This is a genomic window from Polaromonas sp. (assembly GCF_035638815.1).
Classification (GTDB): Bacteria; Pseudomonadota; Gammaproteobacteria; order Burkholderiales; family Burkholderiaceae_C; genus Polaromonas.
Map to the genome: position 1 here is coordinate 1 of NZ_DASQZG010000023.1, position 21,175 is coordinate 21,175.

At 59.8% G+C, this 21,175-nt stretch carries 24 protein-coding genes; 10 read left to right on the forward strand and 14 right to left on the reverse strand.

Annotated features, from left to right (window positions below; all coding sequences use genetic code 11):
* The 4 genes from tuf to rpsL all read right to left on the reverse strand — a co-directional run.
* Positions 1-968, reverse strand: a 968-nt coding sequence (tuf, locus tag VE934_RS14970; RefSeq protein WP_324888903.1) for an elongation factor Tu, incomplete at its 3' end; no start/stop codon positions are given.
* Between the two features lie 197 nt (positions 969-1,165).
* Entirely contained in the window at positions 1,166-3,268 is a 2,103-nt protein-coding gene (gene fusA, locus VE934_RS14975; protein WP_324888905.1) for an elongation factor G, read from the reverse strand.
* A gap of 199 nt (positions 3,269-3,467) precedes the next feature.
* A complete protein-coding gene (gene rpsG, locus VE934_RS14980; RefSeq protein WP_188710046.1) occupies positions 3,468-3,941 on the reverse strand; it encodes a 30S ribosomal protein S7 in 474 nt (157 codons plus the stop codon).
* A 226-nt stretch (positions 3,942-4,167) separates the two neighbouring features.
* On the reverse strand, positions 4,168-4,545 hold the full coding sequence (gene rpsL, locus VE934_RS14985) for a 30S ribosomal protein S12 (protein ID WP_293595927.1): 378 nt from the start codon (positions 4,543-4,545) through the stop codon (positions 4,168-4,170).
* 185 nt (positions 4,546-4,730) lie between these two features.
* Between rpsL and VE934_RS14990 the strand changes: the two genes are divergently transcribed.
* Complete coding sequence (locus tag VE934_RS14990; protein WP_324888910.1) at positions 4,731-5,288, forward strand: XRE family transcriptional regulator; 558 nt, start codon at positions 4,731-4,733, stop codon at positions 5,286-5,288.
* A gap of 5 nt (positions 5,289-5,293) precedes the next feature.
* Positions 5,294-5,806: a GNAT family N-acetyltransferase gene (locus tag VE934_RS14995; RefSeq protein WP_324888912.1), complete on the forward strand. Its 513-nt coding sequence runs from the start codon at positions 5,294-5,296 to the stop codon at positions 5,804-5,806.
* A 19-nt stretch (positions 5,807-5,825) separates the two neighbouring features.
* Here the strand turns inward: VE934_RS14995 and VE934_RS15000 are convergent, their stop codons facing one another.
* The 5 genes from VE934_RS15000 to VE934_RS15020 form a co-directional block, all read right to left on the reverse strand.
* Positions 5,826-7,022: a D-alanyl-D-alanine carboxypeptidase family protein gene (locus VE934_RS15000; RefSeq protein ID WP_324888914.1), complete on the reverse strand. Its 1,197-nt coding sequence runs from the start codon at positions 7,020-7,022 to the stop codon at positions 5,826-5,828.
* A 32-nt stretch (positions 7,023-7,054) separates the two neighbouring features.
* Positions 7,055-7,675, reverse strand: coding sequence for an alpha/beta hydrolase (locus VE934_RS15005; protein ID WP_324888916.1), 621 nt, complete (start codon positions 7,673-7,675; stop codon positions 7,055-7,057).
* A gap of 117 nt (positions 7,676-7,792) precedes the next feature.
* Positions 7,793-8,161 (reverse strand): (2Fe-2S) ferredoxin domain-containing protein, encoded by a 369-nt coding sequence (locus VE934_RS15010; protein ID WP_324888918.1) that lies wholly within the window; start codon positions 8,159-8,161, stop codon positions 7,793-7,795.
* Between the two features lie 9 nt (positions 8,162-8,170).
* Positions 8,171-9,238, reverse strand: coding sequence for a VanZ family protein (locus tag VE934_RS15015; RefSeq protein WP_324888980.1), 1,068 nt, complete (start codon positions 9,236-9,238; stop codon positions 8,171-8,173).
* Between the two features lie 278 nt (positions 9,239-9,516).
* Positions 9,517-9,954 (reverse strand): CopD family protein, encoded by a 438-nt coding sequence (locus VE934_RS15020; RefSeq protein ID WP_324888920.1) that lies wholly within the window; start codon positions 9,952-9,954, stop codon positions 9,517-9,519.
* A 456-nt stretch (positions 9,955-10,410) separates the two neighbouring features.
* Between VE934_RS15020 and hemB the strand changes: the two genes are divergently transcribed.
* From hemB to VE934_RS15035, 3 genes are read left to right on the forward strand one after another with little or no spacing between them, the layout of a single operon-like run.
* A complete protein-coding gene (hemB, locus tag VE934_RS15025) occupies positions 10,411-11,418 on the forward strand; it encodes a porphobilinogen synthase (protein ID WP_324888922.1) in 1,008 nt (335 codons plus the stop codon).
* Positions 11,419-11,477: 59 nt separating this feature from the next.
* The gene (locus tag VE934_RS15030; RefSeq protein WP_324888924.1) at positions 11,478-12,632 is read left to right on the forward strand and encodes a magnesium transporter CorA family protein; all 1,155 of its coding nucleotides are present in this window, start codon (positions 11,478-11,480) and stop codon (positions 12,630-12,632) included.
* Between the two features lie 16 nt (positions 12,633-12,648).
* Positions 12,649-13,404, forward strand: coding sequence for a DUF72 domain-containing protein (locus VE934_RS15035; protein WP_324888927.1), 756 nt, complete (start codon positions 12,649-12,651; stop codon positions 13,402-13,404).
* Here the strand turns inward: VE934_RS15035 and VE934_RS15040 are convergent.
* Genes VE934_RS15040 through VE934_RS15055 form a run of 4 tightly spaced genes read right to left on the reverse strand, consistent with a single transcriptional unit; the run spans position 13,401 to position 16,308 of the window.
* Positions 13,401-14,051 carry a glutathione S-transferase family protein gene (locus tag VE934_RS15040; RefSeq protein ID WP_324888929.1) on the reverse strand — a complete coding sequence of 217 codons (651 nt, stop codon included), beginning with the start codon at positions 14,049-14,051 and terminating at the stop codon, positions 13,401-13,403. The genes VE934_RS15035 and VE934_RS15040 overlap by 4 nt on opposite strands.
* Positions 14,048-14,968, reverse strand: a complete 921-nt coding sequence (locus tag VE934_RS15045; protein ID WP_324888931.1) for an amidohydrolase — start codon at positions 14,966-14,968, stop codon at positions 14,048-14,050. The genes VE934_RS15040 and VE934_RS15045 overlap by 4 nt, the downstream gene beginning before the upstream one ends.
* A 3-nt stretch (positions 14,969-14,971) precedes the next feature.
* Positions 14,972-15,661 (reverse strand): dienelactone hydrolase family protein, encoded by a 690-nt coding sequence (locus tag VE934_RS15050; RefSeq protein ID WP_324888932.1) that lies wholly within the window; start codon positions 15,659-15,661, stop codon positions 14,972-14,974.
* Between the two features lie 35 nt (positions 15,662-15,696).
* Positions 15,697-16,308, reverse strand: a complete 612-nt coding sequence (locus VE934_RS15055) for a 2-hydroxychromene-2-carboxylate isomerase (RefSeq protein WP_324888934.1) — start codon at positions 16,306-16,308, stop codon at positions 15,697-15,699.
* Positions 16,309-16,403: 95 nt separating this feature from the next.
* Here VE934_RS15055 and VE934_RS15060 point away from each other — a divergent pair, with 95 nt between their 5' ends.
* Positions 16,404-17,150, forward strand: a complete 747-nt coding sequence (locus tag VE934_RS15060) for an SDR family oxidoreductase (RefSeq protein ID WP_324888936.1) — start codon at positions 16,404-16,406, stop codon at positions 17,148-17,150.
* A 51-nt stretch (positions 17,151-17,201) separates the two neighbouring features.
* On the opposite strand, the gene VE934_RS15065 is transcribed toward VE934_RS15060, so the two are convergent.
* Positions 17,202-17,834, reverse strand: coding sequence for an SRPBCC family protein (locus VE934_RS15065; protein ID WP_324888938.1), 633 nt, complete (start codon positions 17,832-17,834; stop codon positions 17,202-17,204).
* Between the two features lie 103 nt (positions 17,835-17,937).
* Here VE934_RS15065 and VE934_RS15070 point away from each other — a divergent pair, with 103 nt between their 5' ends.
* The 4 genes from VE934_RS15070 to creC are packed head-to-tail and all read left to right on the forward strand — an operon-like array spanning position 17,938 to position 21,172.
* Positions 17,938-18,390 (forward strand): MerR family transcriptional regulator, encoded by a 453-nt coding sequence (locus VE934_RS15070; RefSeq protein ID WP_324888940.1) that lies wholly within the window; start codon positions 17,938-17,940, stop codon positions 18,388-18,390.
* A 25-nt stretch (positions 18,391-18,415) separates the two neighbouring features.
* Complete coding sequence (locus tag VE934_RS15075; protein ID WP_324888942.1) at positions 18,416-19,048, forward strand: MarC family protein; 633 nt, start codon at positions 18,416-18,418, stop codon at positions 19,046-19,048.
* A 12-nt stretch (positions 19,049-19,060) separates the two neighbouring features.
* The gene (creB, locus tag VE934_RS15080) at positions 19,061-19,741 is read left to right on the forward strand and encodes a two-component system response regulator CreB (protein WP_324888944.1); all 681 of its coding nucleotides are present in this window, start codon (positions 19,061-19,063) and stop codon (positions 19,739-19,741) included.
* A 24-nt stretch (positions 19,742-19,765) separates the two neighbouring features.
* A complete protein-coding gene (gene creC / locus VE934_RS15085) occupies positions 19,766-21,172 on the forward strand; it encodes a two-component system sensor histidine kinase CreC (protein ID WP_324888946.1) in 1,407 nt (468 codons plus the stop codon).
* The last annotated feature ends 3 nt before the right edge of the window (positions 21,173-21,175 follow it).

Consider the following 21,175-nt stretch of genomic DNA (forward strand, 5'->3'; position numbering starts at 1 on the left):
GTGTGACGGCCGCCTTCGTCTTTTGACAGAACGTAGATCTCGCCGGTGAAGTGGGTGTGCGGCTTGATCGAACCTGGCTTGCACAGAACTTGACCACGCTGGACGTCTTCACGCTTGGTGCCGCGCAAGAGGATACCGACGTTGTCGCCAGCCTGACCCTGGTCGAGCAGTTTGCGGAACATTTCGACGCCGGTGCAGATGGTCTTTTGGGTATCAGCAATACCGACGATTTCGATCTCTTCGCCGACTTTGATGATGCCGCGCTCAACACGACCGGTCACGACAGTGCCGCGGCCGGAGATGGAGAAGACGTCTTCAACTGGCATCAGGAAGGCGCCGTCCACTGCACGCTCTGGCAGGGGGATGTAGGTGTCCAGGGCTTCGGCCAGCTTGATGATGGCTTCTTCTCCGAGGGGGCCTTTGTCGCCTTCCATGGCGAGCTTGGCGCTGCCGTGGATGATGGGGGTAGCGTCGCCCGGGAAGTCGTACTTGTCCAGGAGTTCGCGAACTTCCATTTCAACGAGTTCGAGCAGTTCGGCGTCGTCAACCATGTCGCATTTGTTCAGGAACACGATGATGTAAGGAACACCCACCTGGCGGGCCAGCAGGATGTGCTCACGGGTCTGGGGCATAGGGCCGTCAGCAGCGGAGCAAACCAGAATGGCGCCGTCCATCTGGGCAGCGCCGGTGATCATGTTTTTGACATAGTCGGCGTGGCCGGGGCAGTCAACGTGGGCGTAGTGGCGGTTGGCCGTTTCGTATTCCACGTGGGCGGTGTTGATGGTGATGCCGCGGGCTTTTTCTTCCGGGGCTGCATCGATCTGGTCGTAGCCTTTGGCTTCGCCGCCGAATTTGGCTGCGAGCACGGTCGTGATCGCCGCTGTCAGTGTGGTTTTGCCATGGTCAACGTGCCCGATGGTGCCTACGTTGACGTGCGGTTTTGTCCGCTCAAATTTGCCTTTTGCCATTTGGAAACTCCAGTAAAGAACATGCCCGTGACTGTTTAACGTCTCCAGCAGAGGCCTCGCCACGGGCAGCGGGCCAACCACATGATGTGGCGCCGAAGACAAAAATCTTTACCAGCAACCGCCACGGAACCGGCTTTGCCGGGCCGTAGGCGGTGCCCCCTCGAGGGGGAGGCGGCAAAGCCGCCTCGGGGGTGAACTTACTTAGCGCGTGCAGCCATGATGGCTTCGGACACGTTGCGTGGAGCTTCCGAGTAGTGCTTGAACTCCATGGTGTAGGTTGCACGGCCCTGCGACATTGAACGCAGCGTGGTCGAGTAACCGAACATTTCGGACAGTGGCACTTCTGCCTTGATGGCTTTACCGCCACCAACCATGTCCTCCATGCCCTGCACCATGCCGCGGCGTGAGGACAAATCGCCCATCACGTTGCCGGCATAGTCTTCAGGCGTTTCCACCTCAACAGCCATCATTGGTTCCAGAATCACGGGGCCAGCCTTACGGCAGCCTTCCTTGAAACCGAAGATGGCGGCCATCTTGAAAGCCAGTTCATTCGAGTCCACGTCGTGGTACGAACCGAAGTGCAAGGTCACCTTGACGTCGACCACTGGATAGCCGGCCAGAACGCCCGAAGTCACGGCCTCATTGATACCTTTTTCAACCGCGGGAATGTACTCGCGTGGCACCACACCGCCTTTGATGGCGTCGATGAACTCAATGCCCTTGCCCATTTCATTGGGTTCGATTTTGAGTACAACGTGGCCGTACTGACCCTTACCGCCGGACTGACGCACAAACTTGCCTTCAGCGTCTTCGATGGTCTTGCGGATGGTTTCGCGGTAAGCCACCTGTGGCTTGCCTACGTTGGCTTCAACGCCGAACTCGCGCTTCATGCGGTCCACAATAATTTCCAGATGCAGCTCACCCATACCGGCGATCAGGGTCTGGCCCGACTCTTCGTCGGTCTTCACGCGGAAAGACGGATCTTCCTGCGCCAGACGCTGCAGAGCGATACCCATTTTTTCCTGGTCGGCTTTGGTCTTGGGTTCCACAGCCTGGGTAATAACAGGCTCAGGGAACACCATGCGCTCAAGCATGACGATGGCATCCGGATCACACAGGGTTTCGCCCGTGGTCACGTCTTTCAGGCCCACGCAAGCAGCGATGTCGCCGGCGCGAATTTCGCTGACTTCTTCACGGTTGTTGGCGTGCATCTGCACGATACGGCCGATACGCTCTTTCTTGCCCTTGATCGGGTTGAAAACGCTGTCGCCCTTTTTCAGGACGCCGGAGTACACGCGCACGAAAGTGAGCTGACCCACAAACGGGTCGGTCATCAGCTTGAATGCGAGCGCAGAGAATTTCTCTTCGTCGTCAGCCTTGCGGGTAACAGGCGCTTCATCTTCGTCCATGCCCTTGACGGGTGGAATGTCGATGGGCGATGGCATGAATTCAATCACGGCGTCCAGCATGCGCTGCACACCCTTGTTCTTGAACGCAGAGCCGCAGTACATCGGCTGGATCTCGCTGGCAATGGTGCGCGTGCGGATGCCCAGCTTGATTTCTTCTTCCGACAAATCGCCTTCTTCAAGGTATTTGTTCATGAATTCCTCGGAGGACTCGGCAGCAGCCTCGACCATCTTCTCGCGCCACTCTTTGGCCAGCTCAACCAGTTCGGCCGGGATTTCGCTGTAGGTGAACTTCATGCCTTGCGAAGCTTCGTCCCAGATGATGGCTTTCATCTTGAGCAGATCGACCACGCCGGTGAAGTTTTCTTCGGCGCCAATGGGGATAACCATGGGCACAGGGCTGGCCTTCAGGCGCAGCTTCATCTGGTCCACGACCTTGAAGAAGTTGGCGCCGGTGCGGTCCATCTTGTTCACAAAGGCCAGACGCGGCACTTTGTATTTGTTGGCCTGACGCCAGACAGTCTCGGACTGGGGCTGCACGCCGCCGACTGCGCAGTAAACCATGCAGGCGCCATCCAGCACACGCATGGAACGCTCGACTTCAATGGTGAAGTCAACGTGGCCGGGGGTATCGATGATGTTGATGCGGTGCTCAGGCAGGGACGTGTCCATGCCCTTCCAGAAGCAGGTGGTTGCTGCGGAAGTAATCGTGATGCCACGCTCCTGCTCCTGCTCCATCCAGTCCATGGTGGCCGCGCCATCGTGCACTTCACCAATCTTGTGGTTCACACCGGTGTAAAAGAGGATCCGCTCGGTGGTGGTGGTCTTGCCGGCGTCAATGTGCGCGGAGATACCAATGTTGCGGTAGTTTTGAATGGGGGTAGCGCGGGACATAAATTACTTTCAGTTCGGGAAGCGAACACAGACTCGTTGCTAAAACATCTTTTATGTTTTCTCTACGCGTCCACTGGCTGGGCGTTGTACGCCCAGTCGGCGGAAATTGGGGTTGAACCGCCGGGGATCAAGGTGGAAGACACCTTTAAACCCCTCGGCAACCCTTCAAATCAGCGCAGCAAACACTGCAATCGAAAAATTAGAAGCGGAAGTGGCTGAACGCCTTGTTGGCTTCGGCCATGCGGTGAACTTCGTCACGCTTTTTCATGGCGCCGCCGCGGCCTTCGGTGGCCTCCATCAGCTCATTGGCCAGACGCAGAGACATGGATTTCTCACCACGTTTTTTGGCGGCTTCTTTCAACCAGCGCATAGCCAGAGCCATGCGGCGGACAGGACGCACCTCAACAGGCACCTGGTAGTTGGCACCACCAACGCGGCGGGACTTCACCTCAACCATGGGCTTGATGTTGCCGATGGCCATGTGGAAAGCCTCGAGCGGGTCTTTGCCTGGGTTTTTTTTCTCGATGAAGTCGAGCGCGCCATAAATGATGCGCTCTGCGACAGCCTTTTTGCCGCCTTGCATGATGACGTTCATGAATTTGGCAAGGTCGACATTGCCGTATTTCGGATCGGGGAGGATTTCTCGTTTGGGGACTTCGCGACGACGTGGCATTTTTTCACCTCTTTGCTTCAGTTGGCAGAGCCGTTTCGGGCTGTGCCGCGAGGGTTATCAAAACCCTCACTTACTCGACCGGTACAAAACATTTGCACTTGGGTCACTTCGTTTGAACCGCCTGCCAGGACGGAACAAACACCTGTTTTGAAGGAATCATCACAGATGAATGTGACAACTGCTTCTGGCGCGGACCCTCAAAAACGAGGAGCCGAGCCGGTTTGGCTTATTTGGCCTTTGGCTTTTTCGCACCGTACTTGGAGCGCGACTGCTTGCGGTCTTTCACGCCTTGCAAGTCAAGCGAGCCACGAACGATGTGGTAACGAACACCGGGCAAATCCTTGACACGACCGCCACGAACCAGCACGACGCTGTGTTCCTGCAGGTTGTGGCCTTCGCCGCCGATGTAGGAAATGATTTCAAATCCGTTGGTCAGGCGCACTTTGGCGACTTTACGCAGAGCGGAGTTTGGCTTCTTTGGAGTGGTGGTGTACACACGGGTACACACGCCACGCCGCTGGGGAGAGTTCTGCATCGCAGGGCTCTTGGACTTGATCTTTTCGACCTCGCGCCCCTGGCGAACTAGCTGATTGATGGTTGGCATTTAAAAACGTCCCTAAACGTCTGGAATCTGATTACCGCTTGACGCGGCACACGAAATATTTTCCGCCCCGATTGCGGGAAAGCTTTCCATTATAGCCCGGGTGCCGCTTTCACTCAAGAGCCGCTTGCGGCAGTCGGCAAAACGCACCAAACTGCATCCACTTCAATAGATATACTTCCACAATAATGGAAATTGACGCCCACATTGCAATCCAGCTCAAGGCTTTGCGCGGCCAGCGCGGCTGGACTTTGGAACAGCTGGCCCAAGCCAGCGGGGTCAGCCGGGCCATGATTTCGAGAATCGAGCGGCAGGAGGCAAGCGCGACCGCCGCCCTTCTGAGCCGTCTTTGTGCGGCGTTAGACGTCCCGCTGTCGACCCTGCTGGGCGCGTCGCAGCCCACGGGAATGGTGGCCCGCAAGACCGAGCGGCCTCGCTGGAAAGACCCCGCCACCGGTTTCATCCGCGAAGTCGTCACCCCGCCCATGACGGGCTCTGCGGTCGAGATTGTCGAAGTTGAACTGCCGCCGCTTGCCAGGGTGAACTACCGGCTGGACGCACCTGTCAGGTATTCGCAACACGTTATTGCCCTGACCGGCGGTCTCCGGGTGCGGCAGGGCGCGAGCCACGACCTGCAAAGCGGTGACACCTTATTCATGACGCCTGAAGGCGAGACCAGCTTTGAAAACATGCGCAACCAGCCCTGCCGCTATCTGGTGGTGATGGAGCGCTCAAGGACACCCTGAACAACATGATCAACACGAACAAACCCAACTTCACCCTTCGCGACGCCATACCAGCCGACCTGGAGCCCATGCGGACCATCTACAACCTGGCGGTGCTCAACACCACAGCCAGTTACGACTATGAGGCTCGGACCGAACAGGCGCAAATTGACTGGCTGGCGGCAAAACACGCGGCGGGATTTCCGGTGCTGGTTGCGGAACAGGCTGGCCGAGTGATCGGCTACGCCAGTTACGGCAGCTTTCGCGCCTGGGCGGGCTACCAGTTCACTGCCGAGCATTCCGTCTATGTTGATGAAAACTGCAGGCGCCAGGGGGTCGCCAGCGCGCTGCTGACCAGGCTACTGGAGCTAGCGACCGCCCAGAAGCTGCATCTGCTGGTTGCCGCCATTGATGCCTCGAACGCGGGAAGTATTGAATTGCACCTGCGCCTGGGCTTTGAAAGCGCAGGTATCCTGCGCGAGGCTGGCTACAAATTCGGGCGCTGGCTGGACGTGGCCTTCATGACCCGCCGGCTCTGACCAGCGGGGGTGACTCTTTTTATTTGATCCAGAGCCGGACGGCGTCCCAGGCCCGGCCGAAAATGCCGGCTTCTTCCACCGCTTCCAGAGCCACCAGCGGGACGTCCATCACTGCCTGCCCGCCACCAAGGTCGACTTTCAGCGAACCCACCGATTGGCCCTTTGAAAGCGGCGCCACAAGTGGGTCCGGACGGGCGAGTTGGGTCTTGACCTTGGCGGCACTGCCTGCTGCAACAGCAACCACAATGGCGTCGGGCCGACCGAGCTTGACGGTGGGCGACTTGCCCTTCCAGACAGCAGGGGTAGCAACCGCCTGGCCTGCGTCAAACAGCTTCACCGCTTCATAGGCCGTGTAGCCCCAGTTCAAAAGCTTTTGCGACTCATTGGCGCGCGCGCTGTCGCTGGCCGTGCCCAACACAATGGCCAGCAGCCTGCGGCTACCCGGCGCACCGGCCGCACCCAGGTTGGGAAACTCGCGTTTGGCGGTGGCAATCATGCAGTAGCCCGCTGCAGCAGTGTGGCCAGTTTTCAGACCGTCCACCGTCGGATCGCGAAACAGCAGCGTGTTGCGATTGGTGTCATTGGTAGCCGGTGTTCCGGGGTAACGGTACTTCTTGATCGCAGAAAAACCGACGTATTCCGGAAAATCCTGCATCAGCCGGACGGACAAAATGCTGAGGTCCCGCGCGGTGGTGGTGTGTCCCGGCTCGGTGAGGCCTTCGGGATTTTTATAACTGGTTGATTTCATGCCCAGCGCCTTGGCCTGCTCATTCATGAGCTTGACAAAGTTCTCGGCGGTGCCGCCCACGCCCTCGGCCAGCGCCATGGTGGCGTCGTTGCCCGACTGGACGACCATGCCCTTGATCAAGTCCTCAACAGGCACCTGCATTTTGGGGTCGATAAACATGCGCGAGCCCGGCATTTTCCAGGCGCGCTCACTGACCGGGAAGGTCTGCTTCAAGTCGATCTTTTTCGACTTGAGTGCTTCAAACACCAAATACTCGGTCATCAGCTTGGTGAGCGAAGCCGGTTCGATAGGCGTGTCCACCTCTTTGGCGGCCAGGATTTGGTTGGCGGTGACGTCCAGCAGCAAATACGAACGCGCGGCGATTTCGGGTGGCTGCGGCGCCTGCGCGTGAACGGCGGGCGTGACTGCCAGGAAAGTGGCCAGGGCGAATGAAGCAACGCCGCGAAGGGCAGTGAAGAAACGATGCATGGAAAAGGAACCTGAGGTGAAGTAGCGGAAAGTCAGCGAAGGTGGCGAAGCACCAGATTTTTAAGCAGCGGCAATTGTCCATGAAAGAAATGCCCGCCACCGGGAACAACCGTAACAGGCAGTGCCTGCGGACGCGCCCAATCCAGCACCGACTGCAGGGGCACGGTGTCGTCCTGCTCGCCGTGGATCACCAGCGTTGCGTCATGAAACACCTCTGCCACTGGCGCCACAGAGAACCTGCTGGCGGCGGTACCCACCAGCACCAGCCTCTCGATGGCGCGGCTTGTGTGCAGGCGCTCAAAAACATGGGAGGTCACAAAAGCGCCAAATGAGAAGCCGGCCAGCGCCAGGGGCGCCTCAGGCGCGACGTGCTGCACGACGGCCAGCATGTCATCCGCCTCGCCGCGGCCTTCGTCATACACGCCAGCTGTCGCGCCGACCCCGCGGAAGTTGAAACGTACGGCCGTCCAGCCGCTTTGGGTAAAAGCGCGGGCCAGCGTCTGCACCACCTTGTTATCGAGCGTGCCGCCAAACAGCGGATGCGGATGCGCAATCACAGCCACTCCGCGCGAGGCGCCCACGGGGGTATCCAGCGCCAACTCAATGGCGCCAGCAGGGCCGGTAAGACTTATTTTCTGGGTTTGTGCGTTCAAGGAAGTGCCTGATTGTTATGCGGCCGCTATGCAATTCATAGCAAACTATCCCCGTGATTCATGGGCAAAATGCTGAAAACATCCACATGCCACAACAAAGGGCCTGTTTTACGGGCCTCAGCGTCCCAAATGGGCAGGTGTGCGCAGCCGCTCAACAACAACGCCGTTTTTCAGATGCGACTCAACAATTTCATCCACATCGTGCAGGTCCACATAGGTGTACCAGACGGCCTCAGGGTAGACCACGGCCACCGGCCCTGCGGCGCAGCGGTTCAGGCAGCCAGCCTGGTTGACCCTGACCTGACCCGGCGCTGAAAGCCCGGCAGCTTTTACCTGTGACTTGCAGCGCGCATAAGCATCGGCCGCCTTGTGGTCAGAGCAGCTGGCTTCACCGCCCTCGCGCTGATTCACGCAAAAGAAAATGTGGCGCTCGTAATAGGAAGATTGTTCGGTCAGTTCAAGAGCGGGCAGGCTGGGTAAGGTCATGCCCGCATTTTACTTTTCAAGCACGGCAACGGATGTGCGACGCGACAAGCGCACCAATACATACACCAGCGCCGCAAAGGGCCACAGCCAGCCCAGCCACTGCACCACCCCGTTAAAACGGACAAACCGCCCCTGCTCCCAAATCTGCAGCGTCTCGGCAAAGTACGGCCCCACGGGCGCCTGGTTCAACAGCGACAGGTGAATGCTTAAGGCCAACAGCAGCAGCGCCGCACTGGCGCGGCGCGGCACCGGCAACAACAACAGGCCCAGCCCCGCGCCCATCCACAAGCCCACCTGAACCGGCAGATCCAGCCAGGCCCACGCGTGGTCGGGCCCATAACTCAGCGCGGCAGACAAAGCCGTGAGCACAACCCCGGCTGCGAGCGTGCCGACTAAAAACACTGCGCGCTGCGGCAAGGTCCGAACGATGCAATAAGCCAGTAAACAGGGGATCAGCGCGCCCAAGGCCACACAAATCACTTCAGCGCCGGGCACCAGCGGCTGCAGCTCGATGTCGCGCACCGGCAACCACTCCAGAAACGGCGTGTCGACCAGCAATTCAGCGAGCGCATACTCCAGCCGCTCCAGCACCTGGCCCAGTCCCAGCGGCACCGACGCCGGGAACAGCAGGGCAATCGGCCACAGCGCCAGCAACACCAGCGCGCCTCTGGCCTCGCGCACAAACCAGCGTGCCCGCACCCGGGCCCAGCGGTCAATGGCGCCGGCTTTTTCAAGCAACCACGCGCTGCAGGCCCCAAGCCATGCCCCCGCTGTATTGAGAACAAAATCCACATTGGAAGGAACGCGCGATGGCAGATAACTCTGCAGTGTTTCCATGGACAGTGACAACACGCCCGCGCTGAGCACTGCCACACTCACAGCCCACCGAATTCGGGCACTGCGCAGCGCCGACAAAGCCAGTAAAAAGCCAACCGGCGCGTAACCCACCAGATTGACGCCAACATCAAAACCGGTCCAGTAACGCGGCAGGGGCGCGGTCAAAAACGTCAGAGGAGAGATGCCCTGGTTGCGCCACTCTGTGAAAGGATAGAGGCTGGCATAAACAATCAGGCACATCGTGGCGATGGCAAGTGGCCAGGCTGCCGTGCGCACCGCGAAGTGGGCATCAGCTCGCGCAATCTCGAGTTGCTGCGCCTCCAGCTCGGCAACCTGTTCGGCAGAGAGACCGGAGTCGTCATCCGGCAAGGCCTGCTCGCCCGGATGCTCTCGCTTATTCTCATCGGCGTGAAGGCGTTGCTCGCCTTGTAAATCCGCCTCGCCTCCGGCAGCAGGTCGCGGCTCGTTTGCCTTTGCTGGTGAATTCGGGGGGTTCACGCTCGGGAGCCTTCTAAAAATTAAAAGGGCTTGACGACGACCAGCACAACCGCGGCAAATAGCAGCAACACCGGCACCTCGTTGAACCAGCGAAACCATTTGTGGCTACGGGTGTTGCGCTTGGCAACAAACTTTGCAAGGATGCGGCCGCAGGCGTGGTGGTAGCCAATCGCCAGCACAACCACTGCAAGCTTGGCGTGCATCCAGCCATTACCCGAGGAAGCAGGTCCGCGGCCAATGCCATAACCCAACCAGAGCCACAGGCCAAAAACAAGCGCAGGCACGGCCAGCAAAGTGGTAAAGCGCAACAGCTTGCGCGCCATCAGAATCAGTCGCTCATGCTCAGCCACGCTTTCCGGCGGCACCATCGCCAAATTAACAAATATGCGCGGCAGATAGAACAAACCCGCAAACCAGCTGGCAACAAAAACGATGTGAAGTGATTTGACCCAGAGCATCAACGTAGTTTAGTGCGTGTGCAATTAAGCAACGGCGCGACGTGCCCAGAAATTCCTTTGCTGGGATGAAGTGCTAGGCGTGCTGCGCACAGCAACCGGAATGTACTTCAGTACATGAGGATTGCGAGCACAGAACAACGACGCAATTCGCCCAGCAAAGGGATTTATGGGCGCGTCGGAAAAAAAATGCCCGGATGACGCGAGGTCAACCGGGCCTGGAAGCCTTTTCTGCTGTGACACTTGAAGGCACCCGCTCAGGGAGGAAAAGCGGGATGCCGTTACCAAAAGATAACGACACATATTAATTCTAGCCATCGCTCCCCGGCAAAACAAGCACATTAAACAGTCCGAACCAAGGGTTTGCCATGTAACGCCAGCTTTCGTCTGCAAGCGGCGCGTGCCGGCGCCGGGACAAATTAATCCTCAAGCTCCGCAAAGCTTTGGCACAATTTGCCGATGACTGCTTATGCCCCTTACCCGCTTGGCCGCCCACGACGGCTGCGCCGCGACAGCTTCACGCGCAACCTGGTGCGTGAAAACGCGCTGACCGCGCATGACCTGATCTATCCGGTCTTTGTTACCGACGGCAAACAGCGCCGTGAAGCTGTTGCATCCATGCCCGGGGTGGAGCGCCTGAGTCTGGATTTGCTGCTGCCCGTGGCCGAGCAATGTGTGCAGCTGGGCGTTCCAGTCATGGCGTTGTTTCCCGTGGTGGATGCGTCGCTCAAAACCTATGACGGCAAGGAAGCCGCAAACCCGGATGGCTTGGTGCCGCGCGTGGTACGCGAGCTTAAAAAACGCTTTCCGGAGCTGGGCGTGATGACCGATGTGGCACTGGACCCGTTCACCACCCACGGGCAGGATGGGCTGCCCGATGAAAAGACCGGCTACATCCTGAACGACGAGACCATTGAGCTGCTGGTTGCGCAAGCGCTGGTGCAGGCTGAAGCGGGTGTCGACATTGTTGCCCCCAGCGACATGATGGACGGCAGGATTGGCGCGATTCGCACCGCGCTTGAGGCACGCAAGCTCATCCACACCCGCATCATGGCCTACAGCGCCAAGTACGCCAGCGCCTTTTATGGGCCGTTCCGGGACGCCGTGGGCTCCGCCGGCAACCTGGGCAAAGCGGACAAAAAGGTCTACCAGATGGACCCGGGCAACAGCGATGAGGCCTTGCGCGAAGTGGCCATGGATATTGCCGAGGGCGCGGACATGGTGATGGTCAAACCCGGCATGCCGTATCTGGATGTTGTGCGCCGGGTCAAAGACGAGTTTGGTGTCCCCACCTTCGCCTACCAGGTGAGCGGCGAGTACGCCATGCTCAGGGCCGCTGCGCAAAACGGATGGCTGGACCATGACGCCGTCATGATGGAAAGCCTGCTGGCCTTCAAACGCGCCGGTGCCGATGGCGTGCTGACCTACTTTGCGCTCTCTGCTGCGATTTTGCTACGAAATAAATAGCGCTTGGCGCCCGTGGAATATGGGCCAACACGCACTTTCTTACTCAACAAAGACCCCCCGTGCAAATTATTGAATTCACCACTGACAGCTTGCGCTTTGCGGACACGCTGCCGACCAAAGCGCCTGCCGAGGGTTTTGTCTGGGTTTTCATTGACCGTGAGGAGTTCACGGCGCACGAGCCGCTGTTGCAGCAAGCCGCGCAGCAACTGGGCGGCTCTCCCCTGCTGGACCTGCACTGTCTGGACCTGGCCAATCCAGCGCATCCTTCGCATTACGACTACACATCGATTTACGATCTGGTCATTTTCCGTCGCCTGGCAACCCAGGTGGAGACGCGTGCCGAAGCCGAGCACGAGTCCGCGCTCAAGGCGTATCACGGGCAAAGCGTTCGCACTCGCCTCAAACCGGGCGGCGAGGTGTCGGCCTTTACCCGGATCAGCTCCAGGGCGGTGGGCTTTGTCGTGTTTGACAGGCTGCTGATCAGCGTGCACCCGCGCGGGTGTTATGCGGCCAAAAGTTTTGTCGAACGCTTTCTGACCGACGCCAAGTTCAGCGTGGACGCGGCAGCCGCGCGCAGCCGCATTCCTTCCAGCCCGGCAGACCTGGTACTGCGCATGGTCAATGTCATGGTTGACAGCTACCTTGACGTGCGCAAGGAGCTCACCACCCAGCTTGAACACTGGCAAGGTGAACTGCTCAAGCCCAATTCAAACGTGATCAATTGGGGTTCATTGATGGGCGCGCGCAGCCAGCTTCACATTCTGGAAGACCTGTGTGACGAGCAGCACGATGCCATGCAGGAGTGGCTTGACGCCCTGCGTGAGCAGCCCCTGTCTGCTTTTGCCGCCGAAGGGAAAACAGCGCAAGCCATGCGCGACCAGTTGGTGGCACGGGCGCGCGACGTCATTGAACACATTCAGCGGGTTGTACACCATGCGCGCCGGCTGGAGCAGTCCGCAGAGACCGTGGTGCAGATTCACTTCAGCGCACAGAGCAATCGCACCAACAGCATCATGCGTACCCTGACTGCGCTCACCGCCATTTTTCTGCCACTAAACCTCATCACCGGTTTTTTCGGCATGAACTTCGAACACCTTCCGCTGATTCGCGCCGCCGCCGGTTTCTGGGCTGTCTTTGGGCTGATGATTCTTGTGGTCGTGGTGGTGGTCACGGTGTTCTGGCGCAAACAGTATCTGGCCAGATCCGCTCGCTGATTTCACAGGGCTAGACATGGCAGAGCAACCGACGGTGCACGCTTCGCAAATGAAAATCGGCTGCGCCGGCTGGAGCCTGCCCCGGGACAGCTGGTCCCAGTTTCCTGAAGAGGGAACACACTTGCAGCGATACGCCCAGCGCATAAACGCAGCGGAAATCAACTCGTCTTTTTACAGGCCGCACCAGCCCACCACCTACGCGCGGTGGGCCGCCGACGTGCCGGCGGATTTTTTGTTCTCGGTCAAACTGCCAAAAACCATTACCCATGAGCAGCGTCTGCGCGACTGCGGGAACCTGCTCGACAGCTTTCTGCCCCAGGCCGGTGGACTGGGCAACAAGCTGGGCTGCCTGCTGGTGCAGCTACCGCCCAGCCTGGTTTTGGGCGAGAAGATTGCGCAGACATTTTTCAAAGCCCTGCGCGTGCGGCATGAGGGCGCGGTGGCGCTCGAGCCGCGCCATGCCAGCTGGTTCACGCCCGCCGCTGACCAACTGCTGCAGCACTGGTGCATAGCGCGTGTGCTGGCCGATCCGGTGCTGCATGATCCCGGACGCTGGCCAGGGGGCTGGGCAGACATGGTGTACCTCCGGCTGCATGGCTCTCCGCGCATGTATTACTCCAGCTATGGGGACGGCGTTTTGCGAGCCTTAGCCGACAGAATGCAGATGGCGGCCGCAGAAGGGAAACGCGTCTGGTGCATCTTTGACAACACAGCCAGCGGCGCAGCAACCCACAATGCACTTGAGCTGGGCCAGCTTTTGCGCAAACCCTAAACGAAGGGTGGTGCCAGCTCTTCCGCGGCCAGCACGCGTTTGACGGCCGGCCGCTCCAGCATACGCTGCAGGTAGGGCCCGAGATGCGGGCGCGTGCGGGCTGCAGGCGATTTGAAATTGCGGGTCCAGCGGCACAAGGTAAAGACATACGCATCGAGCATGCTGTACTCCGCTCCGCCAAACCACGGGCCGCCGTGGCGCGCGAGTTCTGCGTCGAGCTGATCAACCAGACCGGCAATTTTTAGCTCTGCCTGCGCCTTGACCTCTTCGGTACCCGCCGTGTTTCCCGGTACGGCCCAACGCTCGGGATAGAAATAAACGATCAGGCTTGACTGCAGCGTGTTCGTCAGCCACATCAGCCATTTGTAAAGGTGCGCACGCTTCCGGCTCCCATACGCGGGGGCGAGATTGGCTTCAGGATGGGTATCGCATAGATGCAGACAGATCGCTGCAGTTTCGTACAACACCAGATCACCATCGACCAGCACCGGGATCAGTCCATTGGGATTGAGCTTCAGGTAGTCGGGCGCCTTGTGGGCATTTTTCGTGCGGTCCACCAGCACACGCTGGTAGGGCTGGCCAATTTCTTCAAGCACGATGTGCGGCACCATGGCCGCGGTGCTCGGGTAGTAGTGCAATTGCATCACGGGATTTTGACGCCAAACAAGCTTGCACCGTTTTCCCAGCCAATTTGGCGCGCCACACCGGAGGGCAAATCACCCAGCCAGGCGCGGTAGCCCTTCATCAGCTCTTCGTAATACTGCCAGCGCTGATTGACCCAGGTGTCGGAACCGATCATGAAACGGTTGGGATACTTGAGCAGCAGCGCGCGCCACTCAGCACACAGTTTCCCACCTTCGCAAGTCAACCCCGGCCGGTAAGACAATTCCCCCATCAACGTTGGGTAGCGCGTGAAAAGTGCGTCTACCCGCGCGGCCGACGCACCACCTATGCCCGTGTGGGCCCAGATCAGCCGCGCTTTGGGTGCATGTGCCATCAGCAGGTCTATGGCCACGTCATCCACATGGGCCAACACGGCCAGCTTGTTTTTCTCCGCAAACTGCATGAGCTTTTTGGCAACTGGCCCATTCGCGTTGGCACTGTCGTACAAATGAAACTCGCCGATGCCCTTGTACGGACCTGCCTGTGCGCCCGTGACACCACGCGCAAATTCGGCAAGCACCATGTCGTAAATGGTTTCATCGCGAAACCAGTTGTCGTAGTCGGCGCGGTTGCGATAAAGGCGGATAAAAGGGACCACCGTGACGCCAGCCTGGCGGGTCTCAGGCATGGCGGCCAAAGCCTTGGTGCCGTCGTTGGGCCGTGAGTTGCCGATAACAGCCCTGACGCCGCTGCGCTGCATGCGCGCCAGAACATCGGCGGGCGTATGCGGTCCAGCCCGGCCATCCCAAGCCTCTTCGTTGTAATGCATATGCGCGTCAAACAATGGGCCGGTGTACTCGGCGCCGATGGCAGTCGATGCAAACGCTATTAAAACAATAGCGACCTTCGCCCGCAGTGAAAGGGCAAAGTGCCAAAAAGACTTGAAATTACCCGGTGACATGCTTCAAGCGAGGTGTTTGGCAAAAAAGTCCAGGGTGCGCTGCTTTGCCACGGTGGCCGCCGCTTCCTTGTAAGAGCCGCGCTGATCACAATTGAAGCCGTGCTTGGCGTCGTAAACATGCACCTGCACGCCGGGTTGGGCGTTCTTGAAAGCTTCAATCGTGTCCAGCGGAATCCAGTGGTCCTGATCTCCGAAGTGCACCATCACAGGACAGGCTGGTTGACGGGAGGGCTCGTCTCCCACCGTCATGCCGCCGCCGTAATACGGCCCAGCCGCGGCCAGGCCAGACAGGGTGCAAGCCGCACGCCATGCAAGCAGGCCACCCCAGCAAAACCCCACGATGCCCACCTTGCCACCGGTGCTTTGCGCGCCATGGTTGATGGCCGCCTGGATGTCCTGCAAAACACCGGGTGGTGCCAGGGCCTCGGCAGCTGTCTTCAAGGCAAAGCCGGCATTCATGTCGGCCTCGGTGTAGCCCATATCAACGCCAGGCTTGACGCGGTGAAAGGTGGACGGCGCGACGGCCAGGTAGCCGGCTGCCGCATACCCGTCTGCCACAGAACGGATGTGCGAATTGACGCCAAAAATTTCCTGCAGCACCACCACGGCGGCCTTTGGCGCTCCGGCGGGCTCGGCGACGTAAGCCGGAAAAACAAAACCGTCAGCGGATTTGAGGTCGATGAATTTACCCATGATGAAGATATTCCTTGTTCAGTTCCGGTCCAAGTTCAACGTGCCATGCCAGCAAGCTTGCGTTCCACAAAGTCAAGGCGGTCCTGACCCCAGAAAATTTCATCGGCTATGACATAGCTGGGCGCACCGAACACGCCCGCGTCAATGGCTTGCCGGGTGTTGGCCTCGTATGCCTGCTGCACCGCCGGGCTGCGCATTTGTTCCAGTCGGTCCGCGCCAAGCCCGCACTCGCTCAGGATCTGCGCCAGCACCTCGCTGGAAGCAATGTCGCGCTCCTGGGCCCACACCGCCTTGAAAATCGCGCCGCCTACGCGCATGGCCGCTTCGCTGCCGTCCTGCTGGTTTACCGCAATGATGAGTCGCGACGCATCGTCCCCCGCCACCGGAAAATACTTGGGCTGGAGGTTCAGCGGCAGGTTCAGCCAAGCGCTGAAACGCTGCAGCTCCTGCAGTCGATAAGCCTGCCGTTGCGGCGCACGTTTGGCCAGCGGCAAGCCGCCAGAGACAGGAAAGACCTGCCCGCCCAGGTCAACAGGCACCACACGGACCGTGGCACCCGCAGCGCGGGCGATATGAGCAAAGCGTTCATGTCCAAGGTAAGTCCAGGGGCTTTGCGGCGTGAGGTAGTAGTCGATGGTGGTCGGCAAGAAAGTCTCCTGTTTTGGCGCGGCGGCCGCTTGATGTACATTGATTTACCCCCCGCTTTGTAGCCGGATTCGGGTTTTGTTGCTGGAGTCAGGGTTTGTCCAAAGTTGTTTTAATCACCGGCGCTTCACGCGGAATCGGCGCGGCCACGGCCGTACTGGCCGCCCGCGCAGGTTACGCGGTGGCCGTCAATTACACGGCCAACTCGCTTGCCGCTGACGAAGTCGTACGCAAGATTCGTCAAGCCGGGGGCCAGGGGATGACGGTGCAAGCCGATGTGGCAGACGAGGGCGAGGTGCTGGCCATGTTTGAGAAAGTTGACGCCAAATTCGGCCGGTTGACAGCCCTGGTCAACAACGCCGGCATTGTGGACCAGACTTCGCGGGTAGACGCCATGACGGTTGCGCGCCTGAAGCGCATGTTTGACATCAATGTCATCGGCACCATGGTCTGCACCCGTGAAGCGGTCAAACGCATGAGCACCCGTTATGGCGGCGCCGGTGGGGCGATCGTCAATGTCTCCAGCGCGGCGGCTCGGTTGGGCGCCCCGGGGCAATACGTGGACTATGCGGCGTCTAAAGGCGCGATTGATACCTTCACCATCGGCCTTTCAAAAGAGGTGGCGCCTGAAGGCATTCGCGTCAATGCGGTGCGGCCCGGGATTATCGAAACCGACATCCACGCATCGGGTGGCCTGCCCAACCGGGCACGTGATCTTGCACCGCAAGTGCCCATGCAGCGCCCAGGCAGTGCCGAAGAAGTGGCGCAGGCCATAGTGTGGCTGCTGTCGGACGACGCCAGCTACACCACGGGCGCCCTACTGGATGTTGCGGGCGGCAGATAGTCCGTTCGGGCAGGCGTTGGGCCCGACGATGGAAGCCGCTCTTGCGCGTGGCTACCTGAAATAGCTGCTCATGGCGTTCGCACTGACTGCCATCATGTCGGCGTAATCACGCTTCATGAATGTCGCGTCAAATAGCCAGCGCCCGGGGCCGCCAAATGAGCCGGGAAATTTGTCCTCGCGCAGCTTGAATGAATAGGTCCAGGTAACGCGCGTGAGATTGGCCTCCACGGGCTGGAGCTCAAATTTCCCAATTCCATATTCAATGGGCTTTGCGGCTTCAGTGGTGTAGTTCCAGACCTTGTACTGAAAATGCTTCCCGGGCAGGTTGGAAATAGCTTCTTCAACGGCGGTGCTTCCATCGCCAAGACATACAACCCGCGGGCCGCCGGGCGTGCCAAACGGTATCTGTGTCAGGTTGCGTGTATCGACAACGGCGGCAATTTTTGGCGTTCCCGGCAGGAGCCTTGCCAACGGGGCTGCAGCAAGGCGCGCGTTGAACTCTGACGCGGGAATGCGGACGTCAAAGACGACCGAATGGGAAACCATTTTTGCGTCCATTTGAGGGCTCAAGGCCGGAACAGTCCCCAGTGTCATGCGGTCGGCACAACCCGCCTGGGCTGGGCCGATAAACAGCGTGGTGGCCGCAAGGGAAGAATAAATTGCGTTGGCAATGTGTTTTTTCATGATTTTTCCGGGATGGGTTAATGGAGGTTCTTTTGCTGGACTGGCTGTTTGAGTAGTGCTGTTTTTGACACTGCCAAAGACTGTAAGATTCAAGCCAAGTTGAATGTCAAGGACTTCTGTGCAGATAAGAGAGCTCGCTTCCCGGACAGGCATGACAGCCTCTGCGATTCGCTTTTATGAGGCCAGTGGCCTCCTGGCGCCAGCCGAGCGCGCAGCCAACGGCTACAGGGTTTACGGGGATTCGGCTGTGCAGCGTTTACTGGTCATCCAATTGGCACAGCGCCTGGGTTTCACGCTCGAATCACTGCGTCTGGTTCTGAACACACCATCGGGAATGCCGCACGATTTGATTGCTCAACGCATACAAACGCGTCTGGAGGAAATCAACACCATGCAGAAGTTGTTACGCTCCCAACGCAAAGAACTGCTGGCACTGAGCGAGCAGTTGGAGGCTGAATGGACGAGTGGCAACTGCCTGACCCTCACGCCATTGGAGCCTGCCTCGGCAAGCGCACAGCTGGAGCTCCGGGCGACTGGCAGGCAATCCGCCATTTGACGAACGAACCGCAAAAGAATCACACATGGACTTCAAACCACTTGTCACGCTGCTGGCCATCGTCAACCCGCTGGCCATCGTGCCTTTTTTCATTCATTACACGCGGGACTTTTCAAGGGCGCAAAAGCGTCGCACCATCATCACCGCCTCCTTCAGCGCGTTTCTGGTGATTGCCATCAGCGCGCTGCTGGGCCTGCAGATTCTGGATTTCTTCAGCATCTCGCTGGCCAGCTTTCAGGTGGGTGGCGGCATGCTGCTCCTGATCAGCTCCATGAACATGCTGAACGCGCAGCCGGCCGAAGCCAAGCCCCAGACACATGAGCTGGAAGACGGTGCCGCCAAGGCCGCAATGGGCGCGAGCATTGCGGTGGTGCCGCTCACCATTCCGCTGCTCACGGGACCGGCCACCATGTCCACCGTTGTGATCTACGCTGAAAAGGCGCAGAACCTGTTTCAGCTGGGTACCCTGGTCGCATACGGCGTGGTGATTGGGTTGGCAACCGCCGTCTGTTTCGCACTGGCCGATCCGATTGCCCGGGTGTTGGGCAAAACAGGCATCAATGTCATGACCCGCTTGATGGGTCTGATCCTCGCCGCACTGGCTGTCGAGGTGATGGCCGACGGTTTGCAAAAGCTCTTTCCCATTCTTGGCCGTTGAGGACGCAGGGGCATGACGGGCGCGCACATTCTGCTGGTCGAGGACGACCCGGCCATTGCCAGATCCATCGTCTACACGCTGGAGCGCGATGGCCTGGTGGTCACCCATTGCCTGCTTCTCACCGACGCGCGGCGCCAGCTCGCGCTGCGCCAGCCCGATGTGCTGGTTCTTGACGTAGGCTTGCCTGATGGCAGCGGACTCGACTTGTGCCGTGAGGTGCGCGCGCAAAGCAGCCTGCCGGTGTTGATGCTCAGCGCACACGGTGAGGAAATTGACCGCGTGCTCGGGCTGGAGCTCGGCGCCGATGACTATGTGAGCAAACCATTCAGCCCGCGTGAACTGCTGGCGCGGGTGCGCGGCATGCTCAGGCGTGCGCGCATGTTGCCTGCAACTGCGGCACCGGCCGTAGGCGCCAGCCCTTTTGACGTCGACCTGGCGGGCCAGCGCATCAGCCTTCAGGGCCGGGCGCTGCCGCTTACCCGCCGGGAGTTTGGTCTGCTGGCCGATTTGCTACGCCACCCGGGTCGCATCCGCTCGCGGGAAGACCTGCTGAGCGCTGTGTGGGGGGCAGACACAGACAGCACCGACCGCACGGTGGACACGCACATCAAGACCCTGCGGGCCAAACTGCTGGAAGCCGCGCCCGGACACGAATACATCGTGACGCATCGCGGTATGGGGTATTCCATATGACCCCGCGTTGCTGGATGGACTGACATGCGTCTAGGCATACGCCTGCTGTTCGGCTTCTTCCTCGTCACTGGCCTGGCGGCTTTTTTTGTGCTGCGCGTCTTCATGGCAGAGGTCAAGCCAAGCGTGCGCGAAGTCATGGAAGACATGATGGTAGACACCGCCAACATCCTGGCCCAGCTGGCCAGCGACGACCTGGCCGCAGGCCGCATGACAGACGGTCGCTTTGCCCAGCAGGTGCGCGGCTACGCGCGCCGCCCCATCAATGTGCAAATCTGGGGCCTGACCAAGCAGTCCCTGGACTTTCGGGTCTACGTTACAGACGGCCGCGGGACCGTGATGTTTGACTCGGAAAATGCCGCTGTCGGCCAGGACTACTCGCAATGGCGCGACGTGGCCCGCACCCTGCGTGGCGAGTACGGTGCACGGGCCACGCGCGAGATCCAGCACGATGACCGGACTTCTGTCCTGTATGTTGCGGCGCCGGTCACGCATGATGGCAAAACCATTGGTGTGCTGACGGTGGCCAAGCCGGTGGCCACGATTCAAGCCTTCATCGACCGGGCCGAGCGCAAAATTTTTCTCAGCGGGTTGGTGTTACTGGCGCTGTCGCTGGCCATCGGTGTTGCCGTGACGCTCTGGGTGGTGTGGAGCATCCGCAAGCTGCGCCACTATGCCAACGCTGTCGGCCAGGGCGCCAAGCCGGCGGTGCCGGAGATACCCGGTGAGCTGGGTGAGCTGGCGCTGGCAGTCGACGCCATGCGCCGCAAGCTCGAGGGCCATGAGTACATAGAGGGTTACGTACGTGCGCTCACGCACGAGCTCAAAAGCCCGCTGGCCGCCATCCGCGGAGCGGGAGAGTTGCTGCAGGACGAACTTCCCGAGAACGCGCGCCGCGAATTCGCCGGACAGGTGCTGGGCCAAACCCAACGCCTGCAAGCGCTGGTGGACCGCATGCTCGAGCTGACCAAGCTGGAGCAGCGCCACGAACAACTCAGTCGCGAGAGCCTGGCGTGGGTTGAGTTTCTCCAGCCATTTTCGGTCGTCGCCCAGGTCGGACTGGCGCAACATACGATCAAACTTGTCGTTGGGCCTGAAGATGCCAGCGTCCATGCAGAGCCCGGGCTTCTGAGCCTGGCGCTCAGCAACCTGCTGGAAAATGCGCGCTCCTTCGCGCCGGCGGGCTCTGTCATCACGATTGAAGCCACAGAAGGAAAGGTCGCTGTGCAGGACGGCGGGGACGGGGTTGCCGACTACGCCCTGCCGCGCCTCGGCGAACGCTTCTTCTCGACTGTGCGCCCGGACGGCCTGACCAAAGGCTCCGGCCTTGGGCTGGCCATCGTGCGGCAGATCATGGTCCTGCATGGCGGCCGCATGGAGGTACGCAACACCCACCCCGGGCTGCGGGTTGAGCTGCACTTTCAGCCCAACTGAAGA

Bases quoted from the DNA above. Each gene is read 5' to 3' on its own strand.
- VE934_RS15000 (WP_324888914.1), bottom strand. From the start codon at position 7,022: ATGCATCGTTTCTTCACTGCCCTTCGCGGCGTTGCTTCATTCGCCCTG.
- VE934_RS15035 (WP_324888927.1), top strand. From the start codon at position 12,649: ATGGCAGAGCAACCGACGGTGCACGCTTCGCAAATGAAAATCGGCTGC.
- VE934_RS15020 (WP_324888920.1), bottom strand. From the start codon at position 9,954: ATGCTCTGGGTCAAATCACTTCACATCGTTTTTGTTGCCAGCTGGTTT.
- VE934_RS14995 (WP_324888912.1), top strand. From the start codon at position 5,294: ATGATCAACACGAACAAACCCAACTTCACCCTTCGCGACGCCATACCA.
- VE934_RS15070 (WP_324888940.1), top strand. From the start codon at position 17,938: ATGTCAAGGACTTCTGTGCAGATAAGAGAGCTCGCTTCCCGGACAGGC.
- VE934_RS15015 (WP_324888980.1), bottom strand. From the start codon at position 9,238: ATGTGCCTGATTGTTTATGCCAGCCTCTATCCTTTCACAGAGTGGCGC.
- hemB (WP_324888922.1), top strand. From the start codon at position 10,411: ATGACTGCTTATGCCCCTTACCCGCTTGGCCGCCCACGACGGCTGCGC.
- VE934_RS15075 (WP_324888942.1), top strand. From the start codon at position 18,416: ATGGACTTCAAACCACTTGTCACGCTGCTGGCCATCGTCAACCCGCTG.
- VE934_RS15065 (WP_324888938.1), bottom strand. From the start codon at position 17,834: ATGAAAAAACACATTGCCAACGCAATTTATTCTTCCCTTGCGGCCACC.
- fusA (WP_324888905.1), bottom strand. From the start codon at position 3,268: ATGTCCCGCGCTACCCCCATTCAAAACTACCGCAACATTGGTATCTCC.
- creB (WP_324888944.1), top strand. From the start codon at position 19,061: ATGACGGGCGCGCACATTCTGCTGGTCGAGGACGACCCGGCCATTGCC.
- VE934_RS14990 (WP_324888910.1), top strand. From the start codon at position 4,731: ATGGAAATTGACGCCCACATTGCAATCCAGCTCAAGGCTTTGCGCGGC.
- VE934_RS15045 (WP_324888931.1), bottom strand. From the start codon at position 14,968: ATGTCACCGGGTAATTTCAAGTCTTTTTGGCACTTTGCCCTTTCACTG.
- VE934_RS15050 (WP_324888932.1), bottom strand. From the start codon at position 15,661: ATGGGTAAATTCATCGACCTCAAATCCGCTGACGGTTTTGTTTTTCCG.
- rpsL (WP_293595927.1), bottom strand. From the start codon at position 4,545: ATGCCAACCATCAATCAGCTAGTTCGCCAGGGGCGCGAGGTCGAAAAG.
- rpsG (WP_188710046.1), bottom strand. From the start codon at position 3,941: ATGCCACGTCGTCGCGAAGTCCCCAAACGAGAAATCCTCCCCGATCCG.
- VE934_RS15010 (WP_324888918.1), bottom strand. From the start codon at position 8,161: ATGACCTTACCCAGCCTGCCCGCTCTTGAACTGACCGAACAATCTTCC.
- creC (WP_324888946.1), top strand. From the start codon at position 19,766: ATGCGTCTAGGCATACGCCTGCTGTTCGGCTTCTTCCTCGTCACTGGC.